This window comes from Halomonas sp. 707B3, assembly GCF_024158645.1.
Lineage (GTDB): Bacteria > Pseudomonadota > Gammaproteobacteria > Pseudomonadales > Halomonadaceae > Vreelandella > Vreelandella lionensis.
The window spans coordinates 1-12,156 of sequence record NZ_JAMZBE010000107.1 but is presented as its reverse complement, the minus strand read 5'-3'; the positions used below and the strand labels follow the sequence as shown (position 1 = coordinate 12,156).

Genomic DNA, 12,156 nt, shown 5'->3' with positions numbered 1-12,156 from the left:
TTTTAAGCGATGCTTAGCAGTGGCACGAATACGCCGCCCACTAGCGAGGGAGACTTCAAATATAGGTTTGGCACCCACTGACCACACTAGATCCGTGGCGGAGCGATGGAGCCTACCGTTCTCCCCTAACGAGACAACGCTAGGCGTTTGCCCTACCAGCTCGCGAATGGGCTGTCGCTCTCCATTAGCCAGCATGACCAACGTGTCTCCCGTGACACATTCGCGCAAATCCGACATCACGGGGCGCTTGTTGGGGCGCTGCTCTAGCGAGCGGTTCAGCTGCGAAAGCGCCACAACCGGGCACTGAAACTCTTTTGCCAACCCTTTGAGTGAGCGGGAGATTTCAGAGATCTCACCGGTGCGGTTTTCAGAAAAGCCTGGGATCTGCATCAGCTGAAGGTAATCGATCATGATCAGCGCCATATTGCCGTGCTCGCGTACCACGCGGCGCAAGCGTGAGCGCATCTCATTGGGTGAGAGCGCGGCGGTATCATCGATGAACAGCTGCTTGTCTTTAAGTAGATTCACCGCTGAGGTAAGGCGGGGCCAATCCTCATCTTCTAACTGCCCCGAGCGGACCCGCGTTTGGTCAATGCGCCCTAGCGAAGAGAGCATACGCAGCATTAACGATTCGGCGGGCATCTCCATAGAGAACACCATGACGGGCTTATCGCTGGCAATCACCGCATGCTCTACTAAATTCATGGCGAAGGTGGTCTTACCCATAGAAGGACGACCGGCAATAATCACCAAATCAGAAGGCTGTAGGCCGGAGGTCATCTCATCTAAATCGCGAAAGCCAGTGGAAAGACCGGTCATTTCGCCTTTGAGATTAAACAACTCATCGATGCGGTCTACGGCCTTTGTGAGCAGCTCGCTCATGCCGATAGGGCCACCGGTTTTCGGCCGCTCTTCGGCAATTTGAAACACTAGCCGCTCGGCTTCGTTTAACAGCTCATCGGCGGGCCGCCCTTGCGGAGAGAACGCCCCTTCAGCAATTTGATTGGCTGCCCGAATCAGCTTACGCAGCGTGGCGCGTTCGCGAACAATATCTGCATAGGCGCGAATGTTGCTGGCTGAGGGTGTATTGCGGGCCAGCTCTGCCAAAAACCCGAGCCCACCTACAGTATCTAACTGGTCACGGGCTTCCAGCGCTTCGGAAAGCGTGACTACGTCTAGCGGCTGCCCTGACTCCGCTAGATGAATCATGACATTGAACACCAACCGGTGCTCATAACGATAAAAATCGTCGGCTACCAAGCGCTCAGAGACGTTGTCCCACGCCTGATTGTCCAACATAAGCCCGCCTAACACCGACTGCTCCGCCTCTAGCGAGTGCGGCGGCAGCTTAAGCGCCGCCGTTTCCTGATCAGCAGAGGGCTGGTCCTGCATAGCGAGCTCCTTAAAAGTAACGCGTTGCCAACGGCGCTTATCTTAGCCGGGCAGCTTCCTTCACACCACTAGCACGACTCGTCAGCAGCGGCTTAAAAAAGACAAAGGGCGCGGGATATCCCGCGCCCTTTGAGGCGTTAGCGTTGTCGAGAAAAATTACTCGGCGACAACAACCACGCGTACAACGGCGTCCACTTCTGCATGCAGGTGGAGGTCGATGTCGTATTCGCCAGTTTGACGAATCGGGCCCTGCGGCATACGGACTTCGCTCTTGGCAACTTCGATGCCAGCAGAGGAGATCGCGTCGGCCAGGTCACGCGGACCGATAGAACCAAACAGTTTGCCTTCATCACCCGCTTTAGAAACCAACGACAGTTCGATGTCGTTAAGCTGCTCAGCACGTGCTTGGGCTTCTGCTTTACGCTCAGCGGCTTGAGCTTCAAGCTCTGCACGCTGCGCTTCAAACGCTTCAACGTTTTCTTTGGTAGCCGGTACAGCTAAACCGTAAGGCACCAAGTAGTTACGACCATAACCAGGCTTAACAGTGACCTTGTCACCCAGGCCGCCCAGCTTACCAATGTTGTCGAGCAGAATGACTTCCATCTCGTAAACCTCTTGTCAATTGCTGCGGGCAAGGCGTGCGCGAACGTTCGCGAATGTATCAATCAGCCCCAACAGCAGCACAATGAGAATCGTGGGCCAGGTCGTGATCAGCAGCACATAAAATGCCACCAGCCACAGCCCGTTCATCCCCTTAATTCCAATAAACCCATGCACTAACGCAATACCGGCTATCAGCAGCGGAATCCAACTAAGCATTGCCAGCGCCTGCGCACCCAACGCCATACCCGCCACCCCAAGCACCACTAAAATAGCGAGCTCTTTAGGGGTCAGGCGCAGCGTATGGAACTCTTCACGAAAGCCGCCTGGGTTATAAAGCCCAGCCTGCCAACTGCGTGCTAGCGCCAAACATGCGATGGCCGCTAACAGGACCACTAACCCCGTTACACCACCAATTACTGTGGCTGCCAGGGTAGGCGTGTCAATTCCTTGGTTTGCAAACTCTGTGAGCATGCGGTCGATCTCTTCTGAGCTCTCCCGCAGTTGCTCTAGCATTAGCTCGGTTCCACCCGGTGGACTGAAGATGCCAAGCTGTACCATTGCCGCGGCCGCTAAGGTGCCAACGATCAATGTTTCGCCCCAACGCATCCTCTCGCGCAGAATGACCGCCATGAGTGTCACTAACAGCACACTCGCCAGCGGAATAACGTCACCCTGAACCCACCAAAAACCTGCTGGTAATGCCGCAGCGATAATCACCGGAAGCGCTGGGGCGAACCCTTTGCGCAAGGTTACTAACGCCGCGATGGCAGCACCTAGCCAAAACAGCCAAGGCACTAGCGCTGCTAGCGCTGCCCCGCCTGCGGCATAGGGCGTGCCACGCATCAGCCATCTTGCTAGTGCCAGCATCACGTTAAACGCTTACTGGTGGCTATCGGAGTAGGGCAGCAGTGCCAGGTAGCGTGAACGCTTGATAGCGGTCGCCAGCTGACGCTGATAGCGTGCTTTGGTGCCGGTGATGCGGCTCGGAACGATCTTGCCGGTTTCGGTGATGTAAGCCTTCAGCGTGTCAAGATCTTTGTAGTCGATCTGCTTGACGCCTTCAGCGGTGAAGCGGCAAAACTTACGGCGACGGAAAAAACGTGCCATGGACTAGCTCCTTAAAACGTGCGGTGGATAAAATCAGGCAGTTTCTTCAGCTTCAGCGCGCGGTTTTTCTTCGCGACGCGGACGCTTTTCTTCTGCCGGCTTCATCATCGGGGAAGCTTCGGTGATCGCTTCTTTGCAGCGAACAACCAGGCTGCGGATGATGGCGTCGTTGAAACGGAAGATGTTCTCGATTTCTTCGAGAGTCTCGCCGGTGCACTCAACGTTCATCAGCACGTAGTGGGCTTTGTGGATCTTGTTGATCGGGTAAGCCAGGTGACGACGGCCCCAATCTTCAAGGCGATGCACAGTACCAGCGTTTTCGGTAACGATGCTGGTGTAGCGCTCGACCATAGCTGGCACTTGCTCGCTCTGATCCGGGTGGACCATAAACACGATTTCGTAATGACGCATGGAATCTCCTTGCGGTTTGGCAGCTTCCGGTGTGCGTTAGGGCAAATGCCTTAACCGCGACAGGGAAGCAAGGAGTTAACTGAAATGCCCGTTGTTGGCCGCGAACAGCCGAGACAGGACATCAAGCAGAACTGTTGATCGTATAAGTCACTTACCAATACGAACGCCCGCTTATGAATAAACGGGCGCAAGCATTCTAGTGGGCTGGCCGCTAACTTGCAAGCTGCCGCTGACGAACGGCTTCAAACAAACAAATACCGGTAGCCACCGAGACATTAAGACTCGACACCTGCCCTGCCATAGGCAGCTTGGCAAGATTATCGCAGGCTTCGCGGGTCAAACGGCGCATGCCCTTCCCTTCTGCCCCCATCACCAACGCGGTGGGGCCAGTCATATCAATCTCAAACACGCTGGCTTCTGCTTCACCGGCGGTGCCGGTAATCCAAACGCCCGCATCTTTGAGCTTGGCCAAGGTGCGGGAAAGGTTAGTGACCTGATACACCGGCACGACTTCCGCAGCACCGCAGGCGACTTTTCTGACCGTGGCATTCAAAGGTGCTGCTTTGTCTTTTGCGACAATCACGCCATGGGCACCAGCCGCATCGGCACTTCGCAGGCAGGCACCGAAGTTGTGCACATCGGTGACGCCATCCAGCACCAGCAGTAGCGGCGGGGTAGGCGCTTGCCAGGCGCGCAACTTCAGCCATAACGACTCTTCGCCTTCCGGCGTTAATGGCGTGCAAAACGCCACCACGCCTTGGTGTGCCGCACCTTGGGTGAGCTGATCAAGCACCTCGCGAGGCTGCTCTTTAATACGCGCACCGCTTGCCTGGGCATTTGCTACCACGTCTTTTAGGCGGTTGCCCGCCCCCTGCTGAACCCAAAGCTCGCGCGGGGCTTCACCGCGTTCGATCAGGCTCTCTAACGCGTGAACACCATACACTTGGTCCAAGCCATCCGGCGTGCGAATGGCGGCAGTACGCGGGTTACGTCGAGATGACGACGACTTCATGCTCAACCCTTTTTCGCTGATGGTTTACGCGGGCCGTTCCGAGTGCGGCGCGGGCCACGACGAGTCGGCTGTTTATCGGTTACGGCAGCGGCTTTCGGGCCGCCGCTCTCACCACGGCGCTTGCGCGGTTGGCGGCGCGGGCGTGGCTTATCGTCGGCGAGGCCAAAGTCGATTTTACGGTCATCCATATCGACACGCGCTACCTGCACGGTCAAACCGTCGCCTAAGCGATACGTAGTCCCCGTGCGCTCCCCTTTTAGGCGATGCTTCTCGGCTTCGTAATGATAGTAGTCCGACGGCAGCGAGGTGACATGCACTAGGCCTTCTACATAGAAGTCGTCCAGACGAACAAACAGACCGAACTGCGTTACAGAAGCAATCGTGCCATCGAACGTTTCGCCCAGCTTATCCGACATAAACTCACACTTGAGCCAGCTCTCGACATCGCGGGTCGCTTCATCCGCGCGCCGCTCGGTCATTGAGCAGTGTTCGCCTAGCTCTAGCATCTGCTCGAAGGTATACGGGCACCACTTGCTCGGCGGCTCAACCGGCGCTCCCTCTACCCGTACCACCGTATTGGTCTGACGCGGACCGCGAATGACCGAACGTATTGCGCGGTGAACCAGTAGATCCGGGTAACGGCGAATCGGTGACGTGAAGTGAGCATACGCTTGGTACGCCAAGCCGAAGTGTCCTTCATTTTGCGGCGAATAGACCGCCTGATTCATCGAGCGCAACATGACGGTCTGGATAATATCGGCGTCCGGGCGGTCGACAATGGCTTCCCGCAGTGCCTGATAATCCTGCGGCGTCGGCATATCACCACCGCCTACCGAGAGGCCCAGTTCACTGAGGAACAGACGCAGCTTATCAAGGCGCTCAGGTGTAGGCCGCTCGTGGATACGGTAAAGCGCAGGCAAGTCATGCTTATCCAAGAAACGTGCCGTGGCAACGTTGGCGGCCAGCATGCACTCTTCGATGAGCTTGTGGGCATCGTTGCGGGTACGCGGCACGATTTTTTCGATCTTGCGCTCATCGTTAAAGATGATCGCCGTTTCAGTGGTATCGAAATCAATCGCTCCGCGCTCTTCACGGGCGGAACGCAGCAGTCCGTATAGCTCGTGCAGGTTTTGCAGTGGCTTGACTAGCTCAGCATGCTCACGACGCAGCGTCTCTCCTTCTTCGCTCTCGCCATCCAACATCGCCGCTACCTTGTTATAGGTGAGGCGAGCGTGGGAGTTCATGACAGCTTCATAGAACGAGTAGCGGCTGATGGCACCAGTCTTGGAGATATTCATCTCGCATACCATCACCAAGCGGTCGACGTGCGGGTTCAATGAACACAAGCCGTTCGACAGCAGCTCTGGCAGCATCGGCACCACTTGGCCGGGGAAGTAGACCGAGTTACCTCGCGTGCGCGCTTCATCATCCAGCGCGGTGCCGGGGCGCACATAGTGGGAAACATCGGCAATCGCCACCAACAGCTTCCAGCTACCGGACTTGGTTTTCCAAGCGCAGACCGCGTCGTCAAAGTCTTTGGCGGACTCATCGTCGATAGTGACCAGCGGGATATCGCGCAGATCGACGCGATGCTGCTTATCCTCCTCCAAGACCTCTGCAGAGATTTCGCTGGTTTGATCCAGCACCTCTGGCGGAAACTCGGCAGGGATGTCGTAGCTGCGAATCGCAATATCGATTTCCATGCCGGGGTCCATACGCTCACCCAGCACTTCGATGACTTCGCCCACCGGCTGCACACGGGTCGCAGGCTGCTGCACAATTTTGGCAGAAATCACCTGTCCGTCTTTGGCGCCGGCGCTAGCCGTATGGGGAATAATAACTTCTTGGGTGATGCGTGGATTCTCAGGAATCAGCACCCCAAACTCCGGCGTATTGCTGCGGTATACGCCAACAATGGTTTGGGTATTGCGCGCAATCACATCAGCAATGGTTGCTTCATCGCGGCCACGACGGTCACGACCACTAACCCGCACCAGCACATGGTCACCGTGGAACACACGGCGCATTTGGCGCGGGGGCAGTACTAAGTCCGGCTTTTTACCGTCATCACGGAGCACAAAGCCAAAGCCATCTCGGTGGCCCAGCACTTTGCCTTTTATTAGGTCTAGCTTATCAATCAGCGCGTAAGCACCACGGCGGTCGCGCAGCACTTGACCATCGCGCTCCATCGCCGCCATGCGCCGACGAATGGCTTCTAGGTGGTCTTCATCTTCAATGCCCAGCATTCTACTCATGTTTTCATGAGTAATCGGTTTACCGTAGCTTTCTAAGGCAGCCAGTAGATATTCGCGGCTGGGCGCAGGATTATCGTACTTTTGCGCCTCGCGCTCGGCGTGCGGATCATCACTCAACGTCCAATACTTCATGCGATCAACATCCTTGATAGCGTTTGCGGGAGGCGGACAGTTAGCGCAGGCGTGGTGCACTGCGGGTGGGAGTTGTCTTCGACGGCGTTAGCGCCGTTGTCAGCTGCTAATAAGCTGAAGCATGTCATGTTTTGTTTGGTCATAGGCGCAGTATAGCGCTGCCCGTTCAATCACCCAACCACCTAACACCGCATTAATGCGATTTCAGTATTAAAAAAAGCGCCTTAGGGCTTGCATTTAACCACGGCCTCGGTATCATACGCGCCACTTGCCCAGATGGCGGAATTGGTAGACGCGCTAGCTTCAGGTGCTAGTGTCCGTATGGACGTGGAGGTTCAAGTCCTCTTCTGGGCACCAAACCACTTCATGTTATCCCCTTTTCATGAAGTCGTAAGGTGCAGCGGCAAGCAAGAAGTAGATGTGAAAGCAGTTAGTTTGTATTCGCCCAGGTGGCGGAATTGGTAGACGCGCTAGCTTCAGGTGCTAGTGTCCGTATGGACGTGGAGGTTCAAGTCCTCTCCTGGGCACCATACGAATACAGACGCTACAACTGTTTTAGTTGTAAAAAGAATGATGCGCCCAGGTGGCGGAATTGGTAGACGCGCTAGCTTCAGGTGCTAGTGTCCGTATGGACGTGGAGGTTCAAGTCCTCTCCTGGGCACCATTTTATGGTCCCGTCCGCATCACTCTTTATCTTCCTAATAGATATTCAATAAATGCCTCGCTCAGAGTTATTCTTAATAGAGAACCATCTTTGTATGGCGCTTTTTTGCGTCTTATCTTCATGACTGCGATTGCACCCTACCGCTTTAGCTTACTTGCCAAACATGTCAAGCGGGCGAAACATTAATGCGGCTTCGCCCGCCGTGATTGCTGGTTAATGCATCTCCGTGCTTATTGATAGCGCCCAGGGCGGCGAGCAATTTCTTCCAGCGCCCATCCTTGTGTCCGCAGCTCGCCTTCTAGCACGGCTTCCATGGTAGGGGTTAAGTCAGGAAAGAAGTTCAGTCCCGTTTGCGCTTCGATATCATCAATGGTGACGAGGTAGTCATCCAGCGGCTCATTGCCTCTGACGTCTTGGGGCATAATAAATGCCAGCGCTAAAGGCGCTTCGTCGTGAGGCGCAACGATAATTTTGTAGAACGCCTGGGGCACTTCCACAAAGCCGACGCGGTTAAACACGTTATCCATAAAGCGCTCAGGGTAGATCGGCCCGGTGATCACCTGTAAGCGCTCAAAACGCGGCGCGAAGTGGTCCATCACCGACTCTTCTAAACGCTGCCACAGTTGGCGATTTAAGTTGGGCCGCTGCGGAGCCATATTACTCATTAAGAAGGTGTCGATTTGCGCACTACGCCCATGCACGGCAGCAATAGCGTAGTTAGGCGCCAGATGCCCGCGGTCGTAGCCGCTCCCTGAGTAGCTATCAGTATCCACCGGCCATAGCGTGCGCCAGTCAGCCTGAAAGTTGGGCCGCCCGCCGATCCGGGTATTGTCCGGTACGGCCTTCACTTGATAGCTCACCCATAGCGCACCGACACGAACATCCGACCATCCCGCTAAAAAGCCATCGTTGCGTAAAACGCGATGAAACGTGGTGGGGCGAAACTCCTCCCAAGTGGGCACGCCTTGCCAGGTATAGGCATCTTGATGTTGGCGCCCCTGGAATTCCCATAACCCGGTTCCCACTATTACAAACAGCACAGCGATGCCCAGGCGTCGCCCCTGACGACGCCAGTGCACAAGCGATTTCCCCAACGGAGTCACTCCCCTACAAGCTTTTTAGATAGACCAGTATGTTTTTTAGTAGGTAGCTAACGTTACCAGCCGAGTGAAAACATGGTTTCCAAGTCGTGACGAGAGTGAACCTGCATGGCATTCAGCGTTTCGGTATCACTAATCCCTTCTACGGCATTTAGGCGCTCGGTCACCAGCTCCGCTAGGCTCTCAAAATCGCGGGTGCGGGCAATGGCGACTAGGTCGTAACGGCCGCAGGTGGAGTACACTTCGCTGATCCCTTCCACATCGGCTAGGCGTTCAGCCACTGCCTTTACTTGGCCTTTTTCGGTATTAATCAAGATCACTGCGTTTTGCATGGCGCCCTCACTAATCATGTCTTGTGGATATCACGCTACGGGGCGAGTATAGCAGCCTGCTAGGTACGGCCAAGCGCTGCCTGACAGCGTGGCTAATTGTCGCGCTATTTATAAGGTTATTCGCACTAATTTTGAGCATGCGCTAGCATGTACCGTAGACCTCCGATTTATAAGACTTGTCGGAGTATTAAGAGGTGGATCACCACCCGACAACCGTAGCAAAACGTCAGACCGTGACGATAAGGAGACACCATGGCTAATCAGAGCCGTCGTAAGTTCATGCGTAATAGTGTGCTAGGCCTCGCTGCCCTACCGTTTGGTGCTGGCATTCTGTCGAAGACTGCATTTGCTCAGGAACTGCCGCGTCTGGATCCCTCTTCTCCCACAGCACAGGCGCTTAACTACGTCGAAGTGGCCAGCGAAGCCAGCGACCACCCCGCCTATGAAGAAGGTGAGAAGTGCTCCAACTGCATGTTCTTCAATGCGGAAACAGAGGGTTGCCAACTCTTCCCAGAAAACAGCGTTGCACCGGAAGGCTGGTGCCAATCGTGGACGGCCAAAGCGTAAGCAACCCCCAAGGTGTAAGCAAACCTTAGGCTACTGCGATATCCATGACCCCGCGCCCTGCGCGGGGTCACTGTTTTTAGCCAGCCCCTTTGCTTTCTTCCTCTACCGGCCAGTGATAACGGCGGGTGACTTTCCCATCTTCCATGGATACCAAGTGTACAGGGAAGCCCCACAGCTGCTGTAAATGGCGAATCACCGGATAGACACTTCTCCCCAGTGGCCGACGACTATCCTGAATGTGATGCAGCGTTAATGAGCGATCACCGCGAATGGCAGCTTCTACCACCTGAATATTCGGCTCACGCACCGACAGAGCATATTGGCTTGAAAGCGCTTCACGTACGCGTTTGTAGCCACGGTCATCGTGAATAGCAGCAACCTCAAGCATCTCTACCTGGTCGTCATCGACAATTAAAAACAGCTTTAAGTCGCGAATCACCTTAGGTGACAAGAACTGCTGTATGAAAGACTCATCCTTAAAGTTGCGCATCGCGAACTCAAGGGTTTCCCGCCAGGGGCTACCTGCAATATCGGGAAACCACTCGCGGTCTTCAGCCGTCGGCGCTTCGCAAATACGCTTAATATCCATGAAGATGGCAAACCCCAGCGCGTAGGGATTAAGGCCACTATAATAAGGGCTATCAAACCCTGGCTGGTTGATCACCGCCGCGTGCGACTGTAAGAACTCCAGCATTAGTCCCTCATCTACTTTGCCCTCATCGTAAAGCCGGTTCATCAGCGTGTAGTGCCAAAAACAGGCCCACCCTTCGTTCATCACTTGGGTTTGCCGTTGAGGATAGAAGTATTGAGCCAGCTTGCGCACGATACGCACAATCTCACGCTGCCAAGGCGCCAGCAACGGTGCGTTCTTCTCGATAAAATAGAGCAAGTTTTCTTGTGGTTCTGAGGGGTAGCAGCCGCCGCTATGCAGGCCTAGCGGGTCATCATCGCTGTGCAAGCTTCCCGGTAGAGGCGCCATCCCGGCAGGTGGCTCAGGAATGGTGCGCCATAACATATTGACCTGTGTCTGCAGGTACGCTTCACGCTCATCCTGACGTTTGGCCTCTTCCTCGGCCGAGATAGGCGATGGCCGCTTGTAGCGATCAACGCCGTAGTTTTGTAGCGCGTGGCACGCATCCAGCAACTGCTCAACCGCATGCACGCCGTGACGCTCTTCGCACTGGGCAATGTATTTACGGGCAAACACCAAATAGTCGACGATAGATTCCGCATCTGTCCAGGTGCGAAACAGATAGTTACCTTTGAAAAAAGAGTTATGGCCATAGCAGGCGTGGGCAATCACCAACACCTGCATCATCAGGGTGTTTTCCTCCATCAGGTACGCAATGCAGGGGTTGGAGTTAATCACCAGCTCATAGGCAAGCCCCATCTGCCCTCGTTTGTAGGCCTGCTCCACAGAGAGAAATTGCTTACCAAACGACCAGTGATGGTAGCCCACTGGCATGCCAACGCTGGCGTAGGCATCCATCATTTGCTCGGTGGTAATCAGCTCGATTTGATTGGGATAGGTATCCAGCCGATACTCATCGGCGAGCCTGGCGAGCTCCTCATCAAAACGCTCCAGTACGCTGAAATTCCAGTCAGAACCGGTCGCTATAGGCTTGCGGGTTACACTCATGGCGCACTCCTCAACTCGCACTACCGCTCTTGGCTCAAGCGGCGCTTAAACAGCTCACGGAAAACCGGGTAAATATCGCCAGCCTCGACAATCTGGCGCATGGCAAACCGCTCGGGAAACTGGGTAGCTACCGCTTCGTACTCGTGCCATAGCGACTGGTGGTCATGGGGGGTGATCTCCACATAGGCGTAGTACTGCAGCTGGGGCATCAGTTGTTTTACCAGCAGGTCGCGACAGACATTGGAGTCGTCGTCCCAGTTGTCGCCATCGGATGCCTGAGCTACGTAGAGGTTCCATTGCCCGGCGGGGTAGCGTTTTTCAATGATCTTATTGACCAAATTCAGCGCGCTGGAAACGATGGTGCCGCCGGTTTCTCGGGAGTAGAAAAACTCCTCCTCATTAACTTCCCTGGCGGCGGTATGGTGGCGCACAAACACCAGCTCCACTTTCTCGTAGTGCTTTTCTAAAAAGAGGTAAAGCAGTAAGAAAAAGCGCTTAGCAATGTCTTTATGGTTTTGGGTCATGGAGCCCGACACATCCATCACGCAGAACATCACCGCTTGGCTAGAAGGCTGCGGTTGAGCGGCCAGTTGGTGGTAGCGCAGGTCGTAGGTATCGATAAACGGTACCGCCTCAATACGCCTCTCCAGCCGCTCAATCTCCGCTTTCAGCTCTACGATGCGTGCTGGGTTTCGCAATACCGGATCTTTGCGCTCTTCTGCCGCTAACGCTTCCTGGGCCTCCTTCAGGGCGCGTTTAATCGGCGCGCGCATGGCAATACGTCGTGCGTAGGCCTCCCGCATCGAGCGGGTAATGCTAATGCGTGAGGGCACGCCATCCCGCGCAAGGCCTGCACGCACCATTTTGATCTCTTCCAGCGACTTGAGCGGCTTGCGCTGCAAATGGGGCAGCTCCAAGCCGTCGAACACAAACTCCAAGAAC

The 12,156-nt window shown here is 55.2% G+C and carries 12 protein-coding genes and 3 tRNA genes; 4 read left to right on the top strand and 11 right to left on the bottom strand.

What is annotated here, in order from left to right; genetic code table 11:
• From dnaB to rnr, 7 genes are all read right to left on the bottom strand, one after another.
• A partial coding sequence (gene dnaB / locus BIS10_RS13485; RefSeq protein ID WP_253505909.1) for a replicative DNA helicase occupies positions 1 to 1,392 on the bottom strand: 1,392 nt, incomplete at its 3' end.
• Positions 1,393 to 1,548: 156 nt separating this feature from the next.
• Positions 1,549 to 1,995, bottom strand: coding sequence for a 50S ribosomal protein L9 (gene rplI, locus BIS10_RS13480; protein WP_044628492.1), 447 nt, complete (start codon positions 1,993 to 1,995; stop codon positions 1,549 to 1,551).
• A gap of 15 nt (positions 1,996 to 2,010) precedes the next feature.
• The gene (locus BIS10_RS13475; protein WP_253505911.1) at positions 2,011 to 2,862 is read right to left on the bottom strand and encodes a hypothetical protein; all 852 of its coding nucleotides are present in this window, start codon (positions 2,860 to 2,862) and stop codon (positions 2,011 to 2,013) included.
• A 12-nt stretch (positions 2,863 to 2,874) separates the two neighbouring features.
• Complete coding sequence (rpsR, locus tag BIS10_RS13470) at positions 2,875 to 3,102, bottom strand: 30S ribosomal protein S18 (protein WP_009097135.1); 228 nt, start codon at positions 3,100 to 3,102, stop codon at positions 2,875 to 2,877.
• 33 nt (positions 3,103 to 3,135) lie between these two features.
• Positions 3,136 to 3,513, bottom strand: coding sequence for a 30S ribosomal protein S6 (rpsF, locus tag BIS10_RS13465; RefSeq protein WP_044628490.1), 378 nt, complete (start codon positions 3,511 to 3,513; stop codon positions 3,136 to 3,138).
• A gap of 211 nt (positions 3,514 to 3,724) precedes the next feature.
• Complete coding sequence (gene rlmB / locus BIS10_RS13460; RefSeq protein WP_253505907.1) at positions 3,725 to 4,525, bottom strand: 23S rRNA (guanosine(2251)-2'-O)-methyltransferase RlmB; 801 nt, start codon at positions 4,523 to 4,525, stop codon at positions 3,725 to 3,727.
• A 2-nt stretch (positions 4,526 to 4,527) separates the two neighbouring features.
• On the bottom strand, positions 4,528 to 6,912 hold the full coding sequence (rnr, locus tag BIS10_RS13455) for a ribonuclease R (protein WP_253505905.1): 2,385 nt from the start codon (positions 6,910 to 6,912) through the stop codon (positions 4,528 to 4,530).
• Between the two features lie 270 nt (positions 6,913 to 7,182).
• Between rnr and BIS10_RS13450 the strand changes: the two genes are divergently transcribed.
• The 3 genes from BIS10_RS13450 (at position 7,183) to BIS10_RS13440 (ending at position 7,576) form a co-directional block, all read left to right on the top strand.
• Positions 7,183 to 7,269, top strand: a tRNA-Leu gene (locus BIS10_RS13450).
• Positions 7,270 to 7,355: 86 nt separating this feature from the next.
• Positions 7,356 to 7,442: transfer RNA gene (locus BIS10_RS13445), tRNA-Leu, on the top strand.
• A 47-nt stretch (positions 7,443 to 7,489) separates the two neighbouring features.
• Positions 7,490 to 7,576 (top strand) — tRNA-Leu (locus BIS10_RS13440).
• A gap of 230 nt (positions 7,577 to 7,806) precedes the next feature.
• On the opposite strand, the gene BIS10_RS13435 is transcribed toward BIS10_RS13440, so the two are convergent.
• Positions 7,807 to 8,655, bottom strand: coding sequence for a DNA/RNA non-specific endonuclease (locus BIS10_RS13435; RefSeq protein WP_083025742.1), 849 nt, complete (start codon positions 8,653 to 8,655; stop codon positions 7,807 to 7,809).
• Between the two features lie 77 nt (positions 8,656 to 8,732).
• The gene (locus tag BIS10_RS13430) at positions 8,733 to 9,008 is read right to left on the bottom strand and encodes an Lrp/AsnC family transcriptional regulator (RefSeq protein WP_044628486.1); all 276 of its coding nucleotides are present in this window, start codon (positions 9,006 to 9,008) and stop codon (positions 8,733 to 8,735) included.
• Between the two features lie 252 nt (positions 9,009 to 9,260).
• On the opposite strand from BIS10_RS13430, the gene BIS10_RS13425 reads away from it, so the two are divergent.
• Complete coding sequence (locus tag BIS10_RS13425; RefSeq protein WP_083025743.1) at positions 9,261 to 9,575, top strand: high-potential iron-sulfur protein; 315 nt, start codon at positions 9,261 to 9,263, stop codon at positions 9,573 to 9,575.
• 76 nt (positions 9,576 to 9,651) lie between these two features.
• On the opposite strand, the gene BIS10_RS13420 is transcribed toward BIS10_RS13425, so the two are convergent.
• Entirely contained in the window at positions 9,652 to 11,214 is a 1,563-nt protein-coding gene (locus tag BIS10_RS13420; protein WP_083025745.1) for a SpoVR family protein, read from the bottom strand.
• Between the two features lie 20 nt (positions 11,215 to 11,234).
• Positions 11,235 to 12,156, bottom strand: a 922-nt coding sequence (locus tag BIS10_RS13415; RefSeq protein WP_253505903.1) for a YeaH/YhbH family protein, incomplete at its 5' end; no start/stop codon positions are given.

Coding starts and splice junctions, on each gene's coding strand:
- BIS10_RS13425 (WP_083025743.1), top strand. CDS start 9,261: ATGGCTAATCAGAGCCGTCGTAAGTTCATGCGTAATAGTGTGCTAGGC.
- rplI (WP_044628492.1), bottom strand. CDS start 1,995: ATGGAAGTCATTCTGCTCGACAACATTGGTAAGCTGGGCGGCCTGGGT.
- rpsF (WP_044628490.1), bottom strand. CDS start 3,513: ATGCGTCATTACGAAATCGTGTTTATGGTCCACCCGGATCAGAGCGAG.
- rlmB (WP_253505907.1), bottom strand. CDS start 4,525: ATGAAGTCGTCGTCATCTCGACGTAACCCGCGTACTGCCGCCATTCGC.
- rpsR (WP_009097135.1), bottom strand. CDS start 3,102: ATGGCACGTTTTTTCCGTCGCCGTAAGTTTTGCCGCTTCACCGCTGAA.
- rnr (WP_253505905.1), bottom strand. CDS start 6,912: ATGAAGTATTGGACGTTGAGTGATGATCCGCACGCCGAGCGCGAGGCG.
- BIS10_RS13430 (WP_044628486.1), bottom strand. CDS start 9,008: ATGCAAAACGCAGTGATCTTGATTAATACCGAAAAAGGCCAAGTAAAG.
- BIS10_RS13420 (WP_083025745.1), bottom strand. CDS start 11,214: ATGAGTGTAACCCGCAAGCCTATAGCGACCGGTTCTGACTGGAATTTC.
- BIS10_RS13475 (WP_253505911.1), bottom strand. CDS start 2,862: ATGCTGGCACTAGCAAGATGGCTGATGCGTGGCACGCCCTATGCCGCA.